Consider the following 20,729-nt stretch of genomic DNA (forward strand, 5'->3'; position numbering starts at 1 on the left):
ATTTGAACATTTCGATGTAAAGGATTGATTTGGTGGGTGATGTAGGGCTCGAACCTACGACCCGCTGATTAAGAGTCAGCTGCTCTACCAACTGAGCTAATCACCCGTAACCGGTTTGGCGAAGCGTCGTTTCCGCCGGTGTGTGGGCCGTATAAATGGGAAGTTTGGGCTTGTCCAGCACCTCCGGCGAAATTTGTTGGATCAGCAGCTTCTTTTTTGCGCGAGCGAACTGCCTTTGCAAGGATATCCGGACTTATAGTAACAAAATCAGAGGTTTGAGAATTTCGACTAGATTTCGATAACGCCTTCGGCAAGTCGGATCGCTTGTCCGCCGATCCGGGCTTTTGCAATGGCCCCTTCCTGCACATCGATATGGAGATGGATAAAGGACGGCCGTCCCATCTCGACGCCTTGCTCGATGAGAAGGGGGTGATGCCCATCCGGCGGGCCGTCGAAATGATGGATCGCGCCGGACAATGCCGCTACCGCCCCACCCGTGGCTGGGTCTTCAGCGATGCCCATATCCGGCGAGAACATCCGGGCATGAAATTTCGCCTGATGATGGACGCCGCCGCGGCAATAGACATAGGCTGAAGCGAGCGCACCCTCGACGAAAGGAGCGACCTTCTCCCAAAGCGGGGCATCGAATTCCATGTCCTGGACAGCTGCAAGATTGTGCAGCGGGATCATCAGGAAAGGCACACCGGCGCTCCAGATCGACGCAACGTGGTTTTCGAACCCGATATCCGTCAACTCGACGCCGAGCGCGTCCGCGATGCCCTGACGGTTCAAGGCAAGGTCGATCCGCTGCGACTTCTTCGGCAGATCGAATTCGGCGAAGCCCACCTCCCCCTGGCGCAGACGCACGGCGCACCGAACCGGACCGACCGCTTCCTCGAGAACGCAGACCAGATCGAGATCGCTGTCGCGGCCATGGGTGCGCTCGGCAAGGGCAATGGCCGTTCCGACCGTCGGATGGCCGGCGAAAGGAAGTTCCCGGCCCGGTGTGAAGATTCGCAGCTTTGCCGAATGGGTGGTGTTTGTCGACGTCTGGACGAACACCGTCTCCGAGAGGTTCATCTCCTTCGCGATCGCCTGCATGGCGCCATCGTCGAGCCCGTCTGCATCGAAGATGACCGCAAGCGGATTGCCGGAAAGTTTGGTGTCGGTGAAGACGTCGTAGATGCTGTAGGGACGCGCCAATGCAAACTCCTCCTCATATACCGGGCGCAAAACTGCCCGAGGGCGTCCGATGGCGCAACCCCTGATCAACGTCACCGGCTGGTGATCTGGCTACCAACAGCATGCGAGAAAAGCGAACCATCCCCGGCTCGCCTCTCTCAGAGCATCGCTACTCAGATGATCGGGAGCGCTTCGTGCTCGCGGGTCTCGGCATTGCCGATCAGTCTTCCGAGCCGCTTGATGCCTTCGTCGATCATCTCGTCGTTGGCGCAGGAGAAGCTGATGCGCAGCGTGTTGGCGTTGCTGCCGTCGGCGTAGAACGCCTTGCCGGGCACGAAGGCGACCTTTTCGGTTGCCAGCGACTTTGCCAGTAATTCGGCACCGTCCATGCCCTCAGGCAGCGTCAGCCACACGAACATGCCGCCTTCGGGCTTTGTCCAGGTCGTTCCCTTCGGCATGTATTTCGCAAGTGCCGCCAGCATGGAATCGCGGCGGCTGCTATAGACCCGCTTGATCTTGGCAACCTGTTCATCGAAACCGCGCGAAGCGACATGCTCGACGGCGATCTGGTTGATCGTCGACGAATGCAGATCGGCCGCCTGCTTCAACAGCACCAGTTTGCGGATGACCGGCATCGCTCCGATGACGAAGCCGACGCGCAGACCGGGTGCGAGCGTCTTGGAAAAGCTGCCGCTGTAGATCGTGCGGGTCTTTTCGATGCCGCCGCTGCGGGCGATGTCGAGAGCGAGGATCGGCGAGACCGGTTCGCCATCGAAGCGCAGGTTCTGGTATGCGGCATCTTCGAGAATCGCGATATCGAGTTCGTCGGCCAGTGCCAGAAGCTTTTCGCGGCCTGCGAGATCGATCGTCTCGCCGGTCGGATTGGAGAAGTCGGCGGACAGATAGGCAAACTTCACCGAGCCACCGGCTTTCGACGCCGTCTCGCGATAGGCTTCCGGCGTGCGGTTGCCGTTGACCGAGAGCTGATCGTAGGTCGGCTCATAGGCATTGAACGCGGAGAGCGCACCGAGATAGGTCGGCCACGTGACGAGCGCCGTATCGTTCGGCGACAGAAACAGTTTGCCGAGGTAATCGAGCGCCTGCTGGGAGCCTGACGTGATGAAGACGTTGTCGGCGGTACAGTCGATGCCGATCTTGGCGACATCGGCGACGATCCAGTCGCGTAGCGGCTTGTAGCCTTCGCTGACCGAATACTGCAGCGCCGAGTTCACTTGAGCGCCTGAGAAGATATCCGCATAGGCCTTCTGGAATTCCTCGGCCGGAAACAGTGCCGGATCCGGAATGCCGCCGGCGAACGAAATGATATCCGGCTGCTCCAGAAGCTTCAGCAGTTCGCGAATTTCGGAGGCTTTCATGCGGCTGGAGCGTGTCGCGAAAATATGGTCCCAATCAAGCACGGGCGTTTCCTTTTATTTCAATATTCTTGGCTTTGGTTTACATAAGTTTCGACAGGTCAACAATGCTGACCTATCGGTTTTTGGTACGGTGCGATCACGAATTGTAAAACGCAAAAGCCCGCGCAGATGGCGCGGGCTCTCGGATAGTCTGCCTCAGTCGACCGGAATGATCAGGCCTTGAGGATCGAGCGGCCCGCGTAGGCGGCCTGCGGCCCAAGCATTTCTTCGATACGGATCAGCTGGTTGTACTTGGCCAGACGATCAGAGCGCGACAGCGAACCGGTCTTGATCTGTCCGCAGTTGGTGGCGACTGCGAGATCGGCAATTGTCGAGTCTTCCGTCTCACCCGAACGGTGCGACATGACGGCCGTGTAGCTTGCCTTGTGCGCTGTTTCGACAGCATCGAGCGTTTCGGTGAGCGAGCCGATCTGGTTGACCTTGACGAGGATCGAGTTGGCTGTGCCCTGACGGATCCCATCGCGCAGACGGGCCGAGTTGGTCACGAACAGGTCGTCGCCGACGAGCTGAACCTTGGAACCGATCTTGTCGGTGAGATACTTCCAGCCAGCCCAGTCGTCTTCCGACATGCCGTCTTCGATCGAGATGATCGGGTACTTGCCGGCAAGTTCTGCCAGGTAATCAGCCATTGCTTCGGGCTCGAGCGAGCGGCCTTCGCCTTCCAGCTCATACTTGCCGTTCTTGAAGAATTCGGTCGCTGCGCAATCAAGCGCCAGGTGGACGTCATCGCCCGGCCGGTAGCCGGCCTTTTCGACCGACTTCATGATGAAGTCGAGGGCTTCCGGCGCGCTCTTCAGGCCCGGCGCGAAACCGCCTTCGTCGCCGACATTGGTGTTGTGCCCCTGCGCTGCCAGTTCCTTCTTGAGGACGTGGAAGATTTCCGCACCCATGCGCACGGCATCCTTCAGCGTCTCGGCGCCGACAGGCATGATCATGAATTCCTGGAAATCGATCGGGTTGTCGGCGTGAGCGCCGCCGTTGATGATGTTCATCATCGGGACCGGCAGAAGATGGGCGGAGGCGCCGCCGATATAGCGATAGAGCGGCAGGCCGGACGATTCGGCTGCGGCCTTGGCAACGGCAAGCGAGACGCCGAGAATGGCGTTTGCACCCAGGCGCGACTTGTTCGGGGTGCCGTCGAGCGCGATCAGGGTCTTGTCGATGTGGATCTGGCTTTCGGCATCGAAGCCGCCGATCGCGTCGAAGATCTCGGTGTTGACGGCTTCGACAGCCTTTTCGACGCCCTTGCCACCATAGCGCTTGCCGCCATCGCGAAGTTCGACGGCTTCATGCGCGCCCGTGGAGGCTCCCGACGGAACGGCGGCGCGGCCCATCGAGCCGTCTTCCAGATAAACATCCACCTCGACGGTCGGATTGCCACGGCTGTCCAGAATTTCGCGAGCGATGATGTCGGTAATGGCGGTCAAGGGTCTCTCCTCGGTTAATGTGCGAGCCTGAATTCGCAGGCTCAGCGAACAGGCGTGTCATCGACATTGTGCGATCGTCGATGACACGCGGATTACAGTCCAGTCAATTCGGCGGTTTTTCGACGCCGTCAGCCTTTTGCGATGGCGTCGAAGGCCAGCAGCTTTTCCAGAAGGCGCGGCATGTCCTTCAGGTGGACCATGTTCGGACCGTCGGACGGTGCGTTGTCAGGGTCTTCGTGGGTTTCGATAAAGACGCCAGCAACGCCGACGGCGACGGCTGCCCGCGCCAGCGTTTCGACAAATTCGCGCTGGCCGCCGGAAGAACCGCCCTGGCCGCCGGGCTGCTGCACGGAATGGGTTGCGTCAAAAATAACGGGGCTTCCGAGAGCCGCCATGATCGGCAGCGAGCGCATGTCGGAGACAAGCGTGTTGTAGCCGAACGAGGCACCGCGCTCGCACAGCATCACATTGGGATTGCCGCTTTCGAGGAACTTCGCCTGGACGTTCTTCATGTCCCAGGGCGCCAGGAACTGGCCCTTCTTCACGTTGATCGCGCAACCCGTCTTTGCGGCCGCGACGAGCAAGTCCGTCTGGCGCGACAGGAAGGCGGGGATCTGCAGGATATCGATCGTATCCGCCACGAGAGCGCATTGCTCTTCAGTGTGAATGTCGGTCAGAACGGGAAAGCCGAATTCCGTCTTCAGATCGGCAAAGATCGCCATCGCGTTGTCCAAGCCGATGCCGCGCTTGCCGGAGATCGACGTGCGGTTGGCCTTGTCGAAGGAGGATTTGTAGACGAGGCCGATGCCGAGTTTCTTGCAGAGTTCGACAAGCGTGCCGGCGATCATGAACGCATGATCACGGCTTTCCATCTGGCAGGGACCGGCAATCAGCGAGAGCTTTGCCGTGTTTGAGAAAACGACTTTCGAACTCCCCTCGCCCACGGACACTTCAGAATTGACGGAGACTGTCATTTCACTATTCCTCGAAACCGAAAACCACACCTTGCCCCGGGGCTGCCGACACGATCACGCGGCCATCCCTGCGGATGAATGCGACGTCATTAGCAGCAAGGGTGATCTCTGTCACGGCGAGATCGGTGGTCTTGAAGATGATCCCGCGCGCAGCGAGGCGCGACGATAACAAGGGCTTCATCGAAGACCGGAACTCGTCGCTGAACGTGTCGTTGGATTGAATGCGGATGCCGGCATTGGCAGCTTCGATCCGCAGACCGTCTTTCCCTTGCTCGGGTTGCGTCTCGAACACGGTTTCGAAAAGCGGCAGAAACTCCAGCGGGTCATCTGCAGAAAAGACGATCTCTCGAAGGCCTGTAACGGCGTTTGCGTGCTCATCAAGACCACCGCGATCTGCCGGTAATGCGGCCATGCGCTGGCAGGAAAACAGCAAGATGTCATCGACCTCGGGGACTGCCGCGAACGCCAGACGGAATGAGACTTCGCTCTCCCCACCATCGGGCAACTGCATCGGGCGGGAGAACTGAAGCATCTCGCCCGCAGACATGTACCCGTCCACAAAACGGCTATGATCGGCCGCTGCATCCTGCGTCCCGACGACCACCGCCGATAGACCTTCCCTTTTCCGCTGGCCGCGAAAGCGGATGTCGCGATCGGTGAACACGTTGCCTCGTTTTGCCGCAAGCGAGGCTTGCCGACGGTTCACAATGGCCAGTGGCTCGAGGTACGAGCCATCCGCGAAGAATATGCAGGCATTGGCTGTGCCGAAAGGGTGAACACCTTCAGGTGCCACAGTAAAGCCGAGAGCGGTCAACCTCCCCCGCGCTGACGCCAGATCTGCAACGGGCAGAACCAAATGATCGACTGACTTGTTACCCACTTACACCCCCAAAGTCTTATTCCGCAGAACATTGGCTATCGCGGGAAACTCGGCAAGTGCTGCGCACGAACTGAATACGTGATCGAACGCTGAAATGAGACTATTCTTGAGCAAAAATTTGGGGCTTGCGGAACACAGATAGAACATATAGCGTCCGTTCTGCATTTGTTTCCAATTCTGAGGGTCCCGTCCATGCTGACACGCAAGCAACAGGAGTTACTTCTGTTCATCCACGAGCGGATGAAAGAATCAGGCGTGCCGCCGTCGTTTGACGAAATGAAGGACGCTCTCGACCTTGCATCGAAGTCCGGCATCCATAGGCTGATCACCGCGCTCGAGGAGCGTGGCTTTATTCGCCGTCTGCCGAACAGAGCACGCGCGCTCGAAGTGATCAAGCTGCCTGACGCCTATGTGGCGAACCTTCATCCGCGACGGGGTTTTTCTCCCAGTGTCATCGAGGGAAGCCTCGGCAAAACGCAACCGGTCGTCGCTCAGAAGCCGGCGCCGGTCATGGCGGACAATCCGTTCTCGACAAACATTCCGGTCATGGGTCGAATCGCTGCCGGCGTGCCGATCTCCGCGATCCAGAACAACACCCATGACATCGCCGTTCCGATCGAGATGCTGGGTTCCGGCGATCATTACGCGCTCGAAGTGAAGGGCGATTCGATGATCGATGCCGGCATCCTCGATGGCGATACCGTCATCATCAAGAATACCAGCACCGCAAGTCCAGGCGATATCATCGTTGCCCTGGTCGATGAGGAAGAAGCGACCCTGAAGCGGTTTCGCCGCAAGGGTGCCTCGATCGCACTGGAAGCGGCAAACCCGGCTTACGAGACCCGCATCTTCCCGCCCGACCGGGTGAAGGTCCAGGGCAAGCTTGTCGGCCTTATTCGCCGCTATCATTAAGAACGGTGTCATCCCGGAGATGCGCAGCAACAGCCTCCGGGATGCCAAAGTCGAGTTGTCGCGTTCGCCAGTCATAGAACCGGTGGACGGTCCACGGACGGCTTGAGGTCTGTGCGCTGTCTCGCATTGCCGCCGTAATCTTGATGTCTGGCGCTGTCGCGTTCGGAATAATGGTGATTTCCAGTGCGCCAGTCCGGCGCAACGTCCGCCCGCTGAGAAGCAAGGCGCCGGAGCGGCAAGTATCGAAGCGTGCGCCGGGCGAGACGATGATCCGACCGACATCGCAGGCAAGACCGGTGTATCGGTTGTCTTCGACGGTGACGATCCGGATGTCCTGAGCAGTCTGCGCCGCGCACAGGATTTTCGGCAGACAGGCGAATCGTCCGGGCTTCAATGCTTGAAGAAAACCCCTGACATATTCGATTTCCCGGCGCGTCAAATCCGGTCGCGAATGTGGTCCAGGTGGTCTGTCATCGCTTTTCGCAAGGCTGGCACCTCGCGCTGGTTCCGAAGAGGCAAGAACCGGCAAGGCGAGCGGTTGTTCTCCGGTCTCAAGCACCAGCGCTCGCCGCCATTGATCGTAGATAAATCCCGGCGGTCGGGTTCGATTGAGGGTGATCTTGTCATCCTGGATCAGTCCCACTGACGCGCCGTCTTCGGATATGACGATATCAGGCCTCGGCGCCGAGCCTGAGCGGACCGCAAAGAGCAAAGCCACCGCCATGAACAGCGCGCCTGTCAACCTCAGCGGCGTGCGCAGCAGCGTCAGAAGCAGAAAGCCTGCCGTCGCCAGAGGCAGGAAAAGCGGGTTCTGCCGGCCGATGGCAATATCGCCGCCCCATGCGGCGACGATCTCGGCAATGCGAATGACGATCCGCAGCCCCTCGCCCATGATGAACAGAACGGGAGCATCCAGCCCGAACGGCATCAGCAGCATGGCCACGAGACCTGCCGGCATCACCACGAAGGAAATGATCGGCATGGCCGCGAGATTGGCCGCGAGGCCGTAGGTGGTCAGATGGTGGAAATGCTCGATCGAATAGATCGACGTCGACGTACTGCCGATCAGCGACGTCACCACGATCCCGGCAATGAAATGCAACGTCGCCGCAATACCCGTTATCCAACGGTTGCTACCTTTTGTCTCCTCCTTTCCTTTCGCGAAATATCGCGTCCAGAGGGCGAACCCTGCCACCAGTGCCGCGGTTGCCGCAAACGACATCTGGAAACTCGGACCCAGAATCTCCGACGGCGAGATGGCGAGGATGATGATTGCCGAAAGGGCGACGTTGCGAAGGCTGATGGAGGGTCGATCGACGAGCACGGCGACCAGCATCACCGCCATCATGATATAGGCTCGCTCGGCGGAAACCCCGAACCCGGAAATCAGGTAATAGGCGGTCGCCATGACAAGCGCACCGAACGCGGCAAACTTCTTGATCGGATAGGCCTGCGCAAAGCCTGGAAACAGCGACAGGACGGAGCGGACGCCGACGAAGAAGATACCGGCTGCCAGCGCCATGTTGAGGCCTGAGATCGCGACGATATGGGCCAGCCCGGACAGACGAAGCGCCTCGGTCGTCTCACGGGAAATTGCACGGCGCTCGTCGGTCACGATTGCGGCAGCAAAAGCGCCCGCATCCCCCTTGACCGTATCGCGGATGCGATTGCCGATTGCGCTGCGAAGCGCAAAAAGCCCTCGCTGCATGTCCGACCATAACCCGGGTTGGTCATCGATCGCCGGTTGTACGCTAGGCGCGCCGTAAAAGAAGCCAACGGCCCCGATTTGATCGAAGTAGGAGGAGAAGGCGAAATCGTTCAATCCGGGAAGCGCCGGGCCAGAGGGTGGCGACAGACGGGCACGGCCGGAAACGCGCTCTCCGATGTCTGCAGGCTCGTGTTGGCTTCTGGCAAGAACCGAGACGCGCTGTGGCGGTCGTGAAAGCGAGGGCTCAGATGTCTGCTCGATCCTGAGGATATAGCGCCAGCGGCGCTGTGCATCGGCTTCGCGTCGTTCGACAATCCCGCTGATGGTCGTTGTGACGGGCGAATCGAGCACGACCGTCGAACACCGCCAGGTTTCGAGCGCTGCCAGCGCAGAACCGGAGAGAAGCAGGCAGAGTACAAGGTTGGCACGAGACAGTGGATGCGCGCGATACCGTGTCAGCCCTGCGGTCACCATCGAGATCGCAAGCATGGTTGCGAGAATGAATGGCGATGGCGTCCAAGGAAGTGCGAACCAGGTCGCAGCGCCGGCGCCCAGCAAGACAGGCAGGAAGAGGAACACATGACCGTGGGAAAGCTCCTCGCTCAACGACGTGCACAGCCATTTGGAAACGGGCCGGTCTCTGACCACGTATCCCAGGAAAACATCCTCGGAATGATGGTCGTTTCGACCATCATTCCTGACTTCCGCGGGCATTGTCTGCGATGCCGATTCGGGCGTCCAGAGTGCGATTGCGTGGGGTGTCGAAGCAAGCATCATCGGCTTGCTGCTGGCTGCCTCAAAAATCGCTCCGCCATTCGCCATGATGGTTTATCCCGCCGGCTCCGCTGCAGAGACGGTGATTGGTAAACGCAACCTGCGCGTTTATATTCTCCTCGTCAACACATTCGCCAAGCTGCGGTTTTCCTTCACGTTACGGCCTCTTACACCATGAGGTTGGGCATCTTTTAAACGTGGCCTGCCTAAATTATTTTCGCGCTGCACAAAATGTCGCAGGAGCGCTTGGCATCACCTTTAGGATCATATAGCTAACTTGCGACGCTTAACTCTTATGGCGCTTTCTGGGCGCCATGCCGCCAACAGGTTGGAGGATCAGAATGACGGAACAAAGCGCAAATCTCGTACTTGGTGATAAGACAGTCGACCTCTCGGTGCGATCGGGCACCATTGGGCCGGATGTTATCGATATCGCAGCCCTGTACAAGCAAACCGGTGCCTTCACCTACGACCCCGGCTTCACGTCGACTGCATCCTGTGAATCCAAGATCACCTATATCGACGGCGACAAGGGTGTTCTCCTGCACCGCGGCTACCCGATCGAGCAGCTTGCTGAACAGGGTGACTTTCTGGAAACCTGCTATCTGCTTCTCTATGGAGAACTGCCGACGGCTGCCCAGAAGAAGGACTTCGATCATCGCGTAACCATGCACACCATGGTCCACGAGCAGATGAGCCGCTTCTTCACCGGCTTCCGCCGCGATGCGCATCCTATGGCCGTCATGTGCGGTTGCGTGGGCGCTCTCTCGGCCTTCTATCACGATTCCACCGACATCACCGATCCGCACCAGCGGATGGTTGCGTCGCTGCGCATGATCGCCAAGATGCCGACGCTCGCCGCCATGGCGTACAAGTACCATATCGGCCAGCCCTTCGTGTATCCGCAGAACGACCTGGATTACGCCTCCAACTTCCTGCGCATGTGCTTTGCCGTGCCGTGCGAAGAATACAAGGTCAACCCGGTCCTGTCGCGCGCCATGGATCGCATCTTCATCCTGCATGCGGATCACGAACAGAACGCGTCGACCTCGACGGTTCGCCTTGCAGGTTCCTCGGGTGCAAACCCGTTCGCCTGTATCGCTGCCGGCATTGCCTGCCTCTGGGGCCCCGCTCACGGCGGCGCCAACGAAGCAGCGCTCAACATGCTGACCGAGATCGGGACCGTCGATAAGATCCCGGAATACATCGCCCGTGCCAAGGACAAGAACGATCCGTTCCGTCTGATGGGCTTTGGTCACCGCGTCTACAAGAACTACGATCCGCGCGCCAAGATCATGCAGAAGACCACGCATGAAGTGCTGGCGGAACTCGGTCACAAGGACGATCCGCTTCTGCAGGTCGCCATGGAACTCGAGAAGATTGCTCTGACGGACCCCTACTTCATCGAAAAGAAGCTGTACCCGAACATCGACTTCTATTCGGGCATCACCTTGAAGGCGATGGGCTTCCCCACGACGATGTTCACCGTTCTGTTCGCGCTTGCGCGTACCGTCGGCTGGATCGCCCAGTGGGCCGAAATGATCGAAGATCCGCAGCAGCGTATCGGTCGTCCGCGCCAGCTCTATACCGGCGAAGCGCAGCGTGACTACACGCCCGTTTCGAAGCGCTAGGCGCTGAATTAGGCTTTGCGAAAAGAAAAACCCGTTCAGCGATGAACGGGTTTTTTGTTGTCTAACAGTTCGAGTATCGCACCTGCTGCGGCCTCTCCAGGCGGAACAGGGACGTCCAGTCTCTGCCAGGCAAGTGCGAACCCGTCGAGCATCGCACGGCGCTCCGGCGTGTCGGCGGACAGACGTTCCGCCCAGCGGCTGAGGCTTCCGGGTCGCACGACCTCGTTGACATACTCGGGAACGACCGGGTAGTCGGCGATCAGGTTCGGAAGCGCGCCGGTCCAGATCTTGATGCGGCCGGCCAGAAGCTTGATCAGCCAGTCCGTCTTGTAGGCTGAGACAACGGGAACCGTCGCAAGCCCCAGTTCCAGGATAACCGTCCCTGAAGCCGCCAGCGCCACGTCCGCCTCTGCGAAGGCAGCCCATTTTCCGGCTGTATCCGTGGTAATCTCGACATGAACCGGCAGATCTGCGGCCATCTCACGCACCAGTTCTTCCCGGCGCGGTACCGTCGGAAGCAGGAACCGGGTCTCACCATTGCGATCTGCAAACTCGCGCGCAGCCTCGCCGAACACGGGTAGGAGTGCCTTGATTTCGGCTGAACGGGAGCCCGGAAGCAAGAGGATCGTCTTCTTGTCGGCGGAGGTCTTGACCGGCCTCTCGGCGCGCGCAGCACGGACCCTCAGGAGATCCGCATCATTGGTCAGCCGGTGACCGACGAACACTGTCTGCGGACCCTCCAGCCTCCGCATCGCTTCCGGCTCGAACGGAAGGACGGCAAGAACGAGGTCGACATAGGAGAGCATCGCCTTGGCACGATATTCCTTCCAGGCCCAGACACTGGGGCAGACATAATCAACGATCGGCAGATCCGGCAGGGCCGCCCTCACCTTTCTTGCCACTCGGTGGGTAAAGTCAGGGCTGTCGACGATGACAAGCACATCGGGCTTTGCGGCGACGATCGCAGCCGCCGTCTGGTTGATGCGACGGATCAGGTTGGGAAGACGCGCGAGCACCTGGGTGATGCCCATGATGGACAATTCGGAGAAATCGAACAGCGACTGAAGGCCTTGGGCCGACAGTGCATCACCGCCCACCCCGATCAGTTCGACGGGACCGGCGTAGGACGCCTTCAGTGCTGCGATGAGGTCTGCCCCTAAGAGATCGCCCGACACTTCGCCGGCGATGATCGCAACCTTCAAACCTTGGTTCATCACAATCCTCTCGACGGAAGGGCCTGATCGATGCCGCAGACGAAAATGCCGTGGGCGTCAGCAGCTTTGATCAGCTTTGCTTCTTCCAGCACCAGCGCCCTGCCCGCTTCCACGGCGATCCCCGCCAGCCCGGCCGCGACGGCATGTTCGACGGTGGATGGCCCGATGGTGGGCAGGTCCGCGCGCATATCCTGGTGGAGCTTGCAGAGCTTGACGAGCACGCCCTTGCGGCGCGTGGAGATACGCCCCTCGGCGCGCAGTTCGGCAACGCGCTGCATCATCCGGTCGGTTCCCTCGACACCTTCGAGTGCCACAACGCGGCCGCCGACGCTGACAGCGCCCTGGCCGATATCGAGATTGCCGAGTGCGCTCGCAGCCTCGACACCGCGTTCGATGTCACGCAGATCGTCACCGCCTGGAGACACTTGGCCAAGCGGACCGACCTTCGCCAGCAGGCCCGGCGCGATGTCGTGGGCACCCAGAACTTCGCAACCCATGGCCTCGATCAACTTGATCACCATCTGCAGCACTGCGTCATCGCCGGCTGATAGCAGTGTGCGCACGACGGAGGGCAATTTGATCAGGGTCTTGAAGGTTGGATGAATGTCGCGCCATTCGGGGCGCCTTGCGACGCCGCCCGACATCACGACGCGACGGATGCCTCTTTCGCGAAAACTCTTCTCGATCCCTGAAAGATCGCCGACGCCCAGCGACACATGGTCGAACCCGTCAAAGCGATGATCCGCCTCATCCTTCAGCTGGATGATGAACGGATCTTCGCCTGCAACACGTGCGGCATCCGCCAGGTAGACCGGCAAAAAGCCTTTACCGGCGATAATCGCCAGCCGGCCCTCTCGCGCTTGGCCAGGGGCGCCGGCCGCGACCATCAGCCCTTCCTGCGGAAAGGCGATGAGATCGCGCGGTCACTATCGGCTGTGATGAAATCGATGATTTCCATGGCCTCCGGGCAATCGGCAAACTCGTCGCGGATCGCTGCGGCATTGGCGCGAACATTTGCCTCGCCTTCGAAGATCTTCTTGAATGCGCGACGAACGATATGGATCGTTGCGCGATCAATGCCGGCGCGGGTCATGCCGACGACGTTCAGGCCGCCCAGAAGACCGGGATTGCCGTTCAGCATGCCAAACGGAATGACGTCGTAGTTGACGGCGGAAAGCCCACCGATGAAGGCTTGCCGACCAATGCGGGTAAACTGGTGAACGGCGCAGCCACCGCCCAGGATCGCACGATCGGAGACCTGCACGTGACCAGCCAGCATCACGTTGTTGGACATGATGATATGGCTGCCGAGCTGGCAATCATGCGCGACGTGCGAATTTGCAAGGAAGAGGCAATTGTCACCAACGACCGTCTTGCCACCACCGCCCGTCGTCCCGGTGTTCATCGTCACGCCTTCGCGCATCGTGCAGTTATCGCCAATGGTCAGGCTCGAATCCTCACCGGCTTCGTGAAGGCTCTGCGACACACCACCGATGACCGCCATCGGGAAGATCCGACATCCCTTGCCGATCTCGGTATTGCCACTGACGACCGCATGCGAAATGAGCTCGACATTGTCCTTCAGCACCACGCGCGGGCCGACATGGGAGAACGGTCCAACGACGACGTTCTCGCCAATCACGGCGCCATCCTCGACCACGGCCGAAGGGTGGATGCGCGCGCTGGCCGAGATCATGCTCATTCGCTTTCCTTGCGCATCATGGCGCCGATATCGGCTTCCGCAACCAGCTGACCATCGACCTTGGCGTCGCAATGGAACTTCCAGATATTGCCGCGCTGCTTCTGCTTGACGACATGAAATTCCACGCGGTCACCCGGCACGACCGGCTTGCGGAAACGCGCGTTGTCGATCGTCATGAAGTAGACGAGATTGCCAGCCCCACCCTGCTTGCGCGCACAGATCGCGCCGGCAGTCTGTGCCATGCCCTCGACGAGAAGAACGCCCGGCATAATCGGCTGCTCGGGAAAATGACCGGTGAAATGGGGCTCGTTTGCCGTCACGTTCTTGATGCCAACAGCCGAGCTGTCGCCATCGATCTCGATGATCTTGTCGACCAGGAGAAACGGGTAGCGATGCGGCAGAAGGCGCATGATTTCCTGAATGTCGGCCGCGCCGAGCTCCGGCTTGGTCTCATCCGTCATTTTTCTTATCTCCTCGGCGTTTCGCCCGGTCATCGGAACGCGACATGATCTCCGCCATGTCTCTCAAAAAGTCTTTTATCGGCCGCGCCGGAATTCCGCCATAGGTCTGCCCGGCCGGGATATCGGCGACCACGCCGCTCATCGCTGCGATCTGCACGCCATCACCGATCGAGATGTGACCGTTAACGCCGCTCGCACCACCGATCATTACGCCATTGCCGATACGGGTCGATCCGGCAATGCCGACGCCAGACACGATACCGCAATGGCGACCGATGCGGACGTTATGGCCGACCTGAACCTGATTGTCGATCTTGGTGCCCTCGCCGATCACAGTGTCATCCATCGTGCCGCGGTCGATCGTCGTATTGGCGCCAATCTCGACATGATCCTGGATGATGACGCGCCCGACCTGCACGATCTTGAGCATGCCTTTCGGGCCGGGCGCATAACCGAAGCCGTCCTGACCGATGCGCGCGCCATTGTGGATGATGACGTTGTTGCCGATCAATGCTGACAGAATGCTGGCGCCAGAGGCGATCGTGCAGTCGCGGCCGATCTTCACGTCAGCACCGATCACGGCGCCGGCAGCAATCCGTGTGCCGCTGCCGATTTCGACACGCGCACCGATTACCGCCATGGGCTCGATCTCGACACCAGGCTCGAGTCTTGCCGTCGGATCGACAAAGGCCGCCGGAGAAATGCCGGACTGCGATGTTACCGGAGATGGACGAAGCGCGATGGGATGCAGAAGCGCGCCGGCCTCTGCAAAAGCCGTATGCGGCTTCTTCGTCGCAAGCACCGGAATGTGATCTGGAATGATGGATTTCAGGCCCGGATCGCAAAGGATTGCCGACGCTTCGCAGGTCTCGAGATCGGCGCGGCTTTTCCTGGAGAGGATGTAGCAGAGATCGCCTTTGCGCGCACGCGCAACGGGCGAGACAGACCGCACCAGTTCGTCACCGGCACGCTCGTCAAGCAGTTCAACCCCAAGATGGGCGGCCAGCTCACGCAGGCTCACGCCATCATGAGGCGGGAAAAATTTGTTATGGTCCATGAACCCTGAGCTCCAGAACAGGTTTCCGGCCGCTTTCGCGGCCGGAGACGATCAGAACTGGTTCGCCATGCTGAAGCGGAACTGCTGCTTCTCGTCGAAGTCTTCCTTGACGACCGGCTCGGCGTAATCGACGCGCAGGTTGCCGAACGGCGAAGCCCACATGACACCAACGCCGACCGAGGCGCGGATCGACATGTCGGTGCCGTTGACCTTGTCACCGAAAGTCTTGGTTTCATTGCCGAACAGCGAACCGGCGTCAGCAAAGACAGCGGCACGGAAACCGACATCTTCCGGGATGAGCGGCATCGGCATCGTCATTTCAGCCGAGGCATTGAAGTAGCTCGTGCCACCGAGAGCATCGCCGTGGTCGTCCGTGCGCGGACCGATACCGTCGTTCTTGAAGCCACGGATCTGACGACCGCCGATCGTGAACTGATCGAAGACGTTCAGATCATCACCGGTCTTGAACACATGACCACCACCGACGGCAATCGAACCAACCAGATCGGCTTCGGTCGAAAGAAGGTGGAAGTAACGGGCGCGGGCTGTGACCTTGTAGAAGTCGGAGTCGCCACCGAGGCCGGCATATTCATGCGTGAAGGATGCAAACAGACCTTCACGTGGAAGCGTCTGGCTGTCCAGCGAGTTGTAGACCAGCGACTGCGACACTGACGACTGCGTATACTTGCCTTCGTCGATCAGGTTCGCGTAGGTCTGCGACACCTTGTCATCAAGCGTAAACGGCAGGCCGTCACCACCAAAAGCACCGTCTTCTTCGTACTTGATCGTCTTGTAGGTGTAGCGGAACGTCGTCGCCAGCTCTTCAGTGATCGGCGCCGTTACGCGCAGGGTGATTCCCTGTTCGCTATAGTCGTAGTAATCGTTCGAAGAGGTCGTGCTCTTAAAGATGTCGAAGCCGGCAGCAAGACGGTAACCGAGGAAGTAAGGCTCGGTGAACGAGATGCTGTAGCTGCGCGCGTCGTCCGTACCGGCACCTGCCGCAACGCGGATGTACTGGCCACGACCGAGGAAGTTCTTTTCTTCGATGGATGCTTCGAGAAGGAAGCCGTCACCGCCAGCAGCGTAACCTGCACCGATACCGAACGAACCGGTTGGCTGATCTTCGACGTCCACGATCACGACGACACGGTCGGCAGAGCTGCCCTGCTGCGTCGTCACGTTGACGGTGGTGAAGTAGCCAAGCGCCTCAAGACGCTTCTTGGCGCGGGCAATCATGCCCTGATTGAACGCATCGCCTTCGGAGAAGTCGAACTCGCGGCGAATAACATAGTCGCGGGTGCGGGTGTTGCCGCGAACCTCGATACGCTCGACATAGGCGCGCTCGCCCTGGTCGACCATGTAGGAGACGCCGATCGTGTGGTTTTCAAAGTTGCGATCGCCGCGTGGCGTGACACGCGCAAACGGATAGCCGGCAGACGAGACGCGCTTCGAAATCGCATCCATCGTCTTCTGGATTTCACGGGCATCGTAGGTGCTGCCGGAATTGGTCTCGACGAGACCCTCCAGGTCCTGACCGGAGATGCCTTCTACCGTCGATTCAACGGCAATGTTGCCGTACTGGTAGCGAGCACCTTCCTCGACCGTGAAGGTGATGTTGTACTGGTTAGTCGACTCGTCAAGAACCGCCTGCGACGACACGACCCGGAAATCCGGATAGCCGTGGTTGTAGTAGAACTGGCGGAGCGTGTCTTCGTCAGCACGCAGCTTGTCTTCGCTGTAGACATCCTTGCGGGTCAGGAAAGACAGAGGACCGGATTCTTTGGTGATGATCGTCGACTTCAGACGACCGTCGCCGTAGGCCTGGTTTCCAACAAAGGTAATGTTGGCAATCTTGGTGCGGTCACCTTCGTTGATGACGAAGGCAAGGTTGACGCGGCCCTGGCCGACATCGGCGGTCTGCGTCGTGACTTCAACGTCGCTACGACCAATCGCGCGATACGATTCGCGGATGCGTTCGATGTCGGCGTTGATCATGGACTGGTTGTAAGGGCCAAGTGGCTGCGTCTGAACGGCGCCAGCGAGCTTGTCGTCCTTGATCTTGCGGTTGCCGTTGAAGACAACCTGGTTGATCAGCTTGTTTTCGCTGACGGTAACGACAAGCGCGCTACCGGAAACGCTGATGCGGACATCGGAGAAAAATCCGGTCGCATAGAGACGCTTCACAGACTCGTCGATGTCGCTCGCGGCGAATGCAACGCCGGGACGGATTGTAAGGTTCGAACGGACAGCTTCTTCGCCGGCGCGCTGAGCGCCGCGGACCTGTACGCTACGAATGGTAGCTGCCTCGGCAGCGGGAGCAGAGGCAAGCACCAGCACACCGGCGCCCGACGCAACAACACTAGCAGACAGCGCAACCGCCGACACTGCGTTCAAGAACTTTGAACCAGCCTTCATTTTCACTTCTTACCTTTTCCCGTTGTCCCTTGGCGGGTGAACCCGACTCCGGCCACGTGTGTCGTTTTACCTGCTTTTGCCCTACAAGCAAGATATCGCGTTAATTTCTATTTACTTCCTTTCGATGCGTGGCCATATCGCCACGCACCACATGCAAACATGGTAAATAAAGGGTTATTTCAACGATCTCACGGGGTTAACCGATGAGATTACTGATGTCGTTGAATGTCGCAAACACCATCAGGCTGAGCACCATGGCCAGTCCGATCCGGAATGCGATCTCCTGAGCACCAGACCCCAGCGGCTTGCCTCTGATGGCCTCGATTGCATAAAATACCAGATGCCCTCCGTCCAGAACAGGAACCGGCATCAGGTTCAACAATCCAATGGAAACTGACAGTACGGCTGCCAGCTGAACAACGGCGGCAAAGCCGAGGCTCGCCATCTGGCCAGATGCCTGCGCGACCCTGACAGGACCGCCCAGCTGATCAGCCTTCATGCGACCCGTCACGAGGTTGCCGATGTAGCGGAATGTGCCGGTGACGATATTTCCGGTTTCCTTGACCCCTTCCGCCACTGCCTCGAGGGGCGAGAAGGTTTCGGTCCTGAAATTACCCAGCTGTTCGTTGGTGACGATGCCGATCAGGCCAAGCTCGACCTTGTTGCCGAACTGGTCGGTGATCTCACTGCGCTTTGGCACCATAGGCAGGTCGATGTCCTGCCCGTTGCGTTCAACGGTGACGGTGATCGGGGTTTCCGGACGCACGCTGACATAGCGGCGGACGTCGTCGAACGTCTTGATGCGACTGCCATCGAGCGCGACCAGACGGTCCCCCCTCTGCACACCAGCTTCTGCCGCGGCGCTGTCAGGCCTCACTTCGGCGACGACGGGATCGGCGATGACCTTTCCGTAAACGCTGAACAGGACGGCGAAGATTGCGATCGCCAGAATGAAATTGGCAATGGGTCCGGCAGCCACGGTCGCCGCGCGTTTCCACAGCTTGGCCCCGGCCAGCGTGTGCGCCTTGTCCGCCTCGGTCATATGCGAGACACTTTTGGCATCGGGCATACTGGCGACATCGTCGTCGCCGAAGAACTTTACATACCCACCAAGCGGAATCGCAGAGATCTTCCAGCGCGTGCCGCGTTTGTCCGTAAACCCGATCAGTTCCGGTCCGAAGCCGACAGAAAACGCAGTCGAGCGGATGCCGCACCAGCGGCCGACAAGGTAGTGGCCCATTTCATGCACGAAGACGAGCAGCGACAGGACGAGGATGAAGGGGATGATGTAACCCGTAACGAAGGTCAGGATGGCCATTTCAGTTTCCGGTTTCCAGCGGTCGCAAGGACCGACATTTATCAGAGGCCGAAAAGATAGGCCGCGACGCTTGCGTCAACATGGCTTGTCCAGGCGGCGTGCGCAAGTGTGAGAAGAAACGCCGCGAAACAGGCAAAAACGAGACCGTCGACGCGATCCATCACACCACCGTGGCCGGGGATGAGATGACTGGAATCCTTCACGCCGAATCGGCGCTTGATGAAGGATTCGAACAGGTCACCGATCTGGCTCGCGACCGACAGGATGAGCGCCATGAAGGCAGTCCACAGCGAGAAGTCCGAGAACACAACACCACTCAGCGCAGATCCGGCGATAACGGCGGAAACAGTACCGCCGATCGCTCCAGACCATGTCTTGCCGGGCGAGATCCGTGGCGCGAGTTTCGGCCCCTTCAGTTTGCGGCCGATGAAATAGGCGAGAATGTCCGTGGACCAGACGACGGCGAACAGAAACAGCATCGCCATCAGGCCGATCTGGTTTTCACCCCGGATCGCGGCAATGGCGATCGTACTCAAGCCTGCGTAGAGGATGCCTGATGGCAGCCACCAGCTACGCTTTCGCAGAACGACAAACAGCATGGCTGTTATCACGCCGCCGCCAAGGAGCGGCATCGACATCTGGTCGTCACCGCCGAGAACATTCAACGCGACAAGGACGACGATCAGCCAACCGAAGGCGTTGCCCTGGAAATCAACGTCCTTCAATCGAGTGATCGTGGACCATTCGTAATAGACGAGCACGCCGATCACGGCTGCGACGGCCCGGAATGGGAGTCCACCTGCCCAGGTCGCAGCCAGGACCACGATGGCAAGCACGATTGCCGACAGAAGACGCTTTTTCAATTCTCCCGACATCAGCCGACGACCGCGGTGGGAGTGGCCGAGACGGCGCCGAAGCGGCGGTCGCGAGAGGCGTAGACCTTGAGGGCCTGGAAGAAGAGCTGCTTGTCGAAATCCGGCCAGTATTCGGGAATGAACAGGAACTCCGAATAGGCTGCCTGCCAAAGCAGGAAGTTCGAAAGCCTTTCTTCGCCGCTGGTGCGGATGATCAGGTCCGGGTCTGGAATATCGGCGGTGTCCAGACGCCCGCAAATCATCGCCGCATCGATCGCCTCTGGATCGAGAAGGCCTGCGCGCACGTCCTTTGCCAGGCTCACCGTCGCACGGACGATCTCGTCACGCGAGCCATAATTGAACGCGATCACAAGTGTCAGCGCCGTGTTGTTGCGCGTCGTCTCCTCGGCCTCCAGAAGCAGAGGCAGAAGATCGCCGCGCAGCTTGACGCGGTCGCCAATGATGCGGATGCGAACATTGGAATGATGCAGTTCGGCGAGGTCGCGGCGGATGAAGCGGCGTAGAAGCCCCATCAGGTCGTTCACCTCGGCTTCCGGACGGCTCCAGTTCTCCGACGAAAAGGCGAACAGGGTGAGATACTCCACACCCGCCTCGCCTGCCGCCTTCACCGTTTCGCGAACGGCTTCCATCCCTTTGCTGTGGCCAACGGTACGGGGAAGCCCACGCTTGTTGGCCCACCGTCCGTTGCCATCCATGATGATGGCGACATGCCGAGGGATTATCGCAAGTTCGGGGGTCGCCATAATCGATGCCGTTCCTTTCG

Annotated in this window: 17 protein-coding genes and 1 tRNA gene; 2 read left to right on the forward strand and 16 right to left on the reverse strand. The window is 59.5% G+C overall.

The window, feature by feature from the left end:
* Positions 1-30 precede the first annotated feature (30 nt).
* The 6 genes from IFT59_RS08435 to IFT59_RS08460 all read right to left on the reverse strand — a co-directional run bounded on the left by IFT59_RS08435 (position 31) and on the right by IFT59_RS08460 (position 5,899).
* Positions 31-106: transfer RNA gene (locus IFT59_RS08435), tRNA-Lys, on the reverse strand.
* A 182-nt stretch (positions 107-288) separates the two neighbouring features.
* The gene (locus IFT59_RS08440) at positions 289-1,203 is read right to left on the reverse strand and encodes a PhzF family phenazine biosynthesis protein (protein ID WP_062457259.1); all 915 of its coding nucleotides are present in this window, start codon (positions 1,201-1,203) and stop codon (positions 289-291) included.
* A gap of 152 nt (positions 1,204-1,355) precedes the next feature.
* Positions 1,356-2,600, reverse strand: coding sequence for an aminotransferase class I/II-fold pyridoxal phosphate-dependent enzyme (locus IFT59_RS08445; protein ID WP_192086621.1), 1,245 nt, complete (start codon positions 2,598-2,600; stop codon positions 1,356-1,358).
* A 170-nt stretch (positions 2,601-2,770) separates the two neighbouring features.
* Positions 2,771-4,045: a phosphopyruvate hydratase gene (gene eno, locus IFT59_RS08450; protein WP_062457265.1), complete on the reverse strand. Its 1,275-nt coding sequence runs from the start codon at positions 4,043-4,045 to the stop codon at positions 2,771-2,773.
* Positions 4,046-4,173: 128 nt separating this feature from the next.
* Positions 4,174-5,019, reverse strand: a complete 846-nt coding sequence (kdsA, locus tag IFT59_RS08455) for a 3-deoxy-8-phosphooctulonate synthase (RefSeq protein WP_192086622.1) — start codon at positions 5,017-5,019, stop codon at positions 4,174-4,176.
* Between the two features lie 4 nt (positions 5,020-5,023).
* Positions 5,024-5,899, reverse strand: a complete 876-nt coding sequence (locus IFT59_RS08460; protein ID WP_192086623.1) for a VOC family protein — start codon at positions 5,897-5,899, stop codon at positions 5,024-5,026.
* A gap of 192 nt (positions 5,900-6,091) precedes the next feature.
* Between IFT59_RS08460 and lexA the strand changes: the two genes are divergently transcribed.
* Positions 6,092-6,811, forward strand: a complete 720-nt coding sequence (gene lexA, locus IFT59_RS08465; RefSeq protein ID WP_062457274.1) for a transcriptional repressor LexA — start codon at positions 6,092-6,094, stop codon at positions 6,809-6,811.
* Here the strand turns inward: lexA and IFT59_RS08470 are convergent.
* Positions 6,792-9,341, reverse strand: coding sequence for a ComEC/Rec2 family competence protein (locus tag IFT59_RS08470; RefSeq protein WP_192086624.1), 2,550 nt, complete (start codon positions 9,339-9,341; stop codon positions 6,792-6,794). The genes lexA and IFT59_RS08470 overlap by 20 nt on opposite strands.
* A 293-nt stretch (positions 9,342-9,634) precedes the next feature.
* Here IFT59_RS08470 and gltA point away from each other — a divergent pair, with 293 nt between their 5' ends.
* Entirely contained in the window at positions 9,635-10,924 is a 1,290-nt protein-coding gene (gltA, locus tag IFT59_RS08475; RefSeq protein ID WP_062457278.1) for a citrate synthase, read from the forward strand.
* Between the two features lie 35 nt (positions 10,925-10,959).
* Here gltA and lpxB read toward each other — a convergent pair whose 3' ends face one another.
* The 9 genes from lpxB to IFT59_RS08520 form a co-directional block, all read right to left on the reverse strand.
* Positions 10,960-12,138: a lipid-A-disaccharide synthase gene (gene lpxB / locus IFT59_RS08480; RefSeq protein WP_192086625.1), complete on the reverse strand. Its 1,179-nt coding sequence runs from the start codon at positions 12,136-12,138 to the stop codon at positions 10,960-10,962.
* Positions 12,138-13,025 (reverse strand): LpxI family protein, encoded by an 888-nt coding sequence (locus IFT59_RS08485; protein WP_192086626.1) that lies wholly within the window; start codon positions 13,023-13,025, stop codon positions 12,138-12,140. Before IFT59_RS08485 ends, lpxB begins: the two co-directional genes overlap by 1 nt.
* Entirely contained in the window at positions 13,025-13,840 is an 816-nt protein-coding gene (gene lpxA / locus IFT59_RS08490; protein WP_192086627.1) for an acyl-ACP--UDP-N-acetylglucosamine O-acyltransferase, read from the reverse strand. Before lpxA ends, IFT59_RS08485 begins: the two co-directional genes overlap by 1 nt.
* The gene (gene fabZ, locus IFT59_RS08495; RefSeq protein ID WP_062457291.1) at positions 13,837-14,301 is read right to left on the reverse strand and encodes a 3-hydroxyacyl-ACP dehydratase FabZ; all 465 of its coding nucleotides are present in this window, start codon (positions 14,299-14,301) and stop codon (positions 13,837-13,839) included. The genes lpxA and fabZ overlap by 4 nt, the downstream gene beginning before the upstream one ends.
* Positions 14,291-15,358 (reverse strand): UDP-3-O-(3-hydroxymyristoyl)glucosamine N-acyltransferase, encoded by a 1,068-nt coding sequence (gene lpxD, locus IFT59_RS08500; protein ID WP_192086628.1) that lies wholly within the window; start codon positions 15,356-15,358, stop codon positions 14,291-14,293. The genes fabZ and lpxD overlap by 11 nt, the downstream gene beginning before the upstream one ends.
* A gap of 51 nt (positions 15,359-15,409) precedes the next feature.
* A complete protein-coding gene (bamA, locus tag IFT59_RS08505; RefSeq protein ID WP_062580420.1) occupies positions 15,410-17,773 on the reverse strand; it encodes an outer membrane protein assembly factor BamA in 2,364 nt (787 codons plus the stop codon).
* A 196-nt stretch (positions 17,774-17,969) separates the two neighbouring features.
* Positions 17,970-19,091, reverse strand: coding sequence for an RIP metalloprotease RseP (gene rseP / locus IFT59_RS08510; protein WP_192086629.1), 1,122 nt, complete (start codon positions 19,089-19,091; stop codon positions 17,970-17,972).
* Between the two features lie 41 nt (positions 19,092-19,132).
* Positions 19,133-19,966, reverse strand: coding sequence for a phosphatidate cytidylyltransferase (locus IFT59_RS08515; protein ID WP_062457303.1), 834 nt, complete (start codon positions 19,964-19,966; stop codon positions 19,133-19,135).
* Positions 19,966-20,709: an isoprenyl transferase gene (locus IFT59_RS08520; RefSeq protein ID WP_062457306.1), complete on the reverse strand. Its 744-nt coding sequence runs from the start codon at positions 20,707-20,709 to the stop codon at positions 19,966-19,968. The genes IFT59_RS08515 and IFT59_RS08520 overlap by 1 nt, the downstream gene beginning before the upstream one ends.
* Positions 20,710-20,729: the final 20 nt, after the last annotated feature.

It is taken from the genome of Rhizobium sp. CFBP 8752 (assembly GCF_014842035.1).
Taxonomy (GTDB): Bacteria; Pseudomonadota; Alphaproteobacteria; order Rhizobiales; family Rhizobiaceae; genus Neorhizobium; species Neorhizobium soli.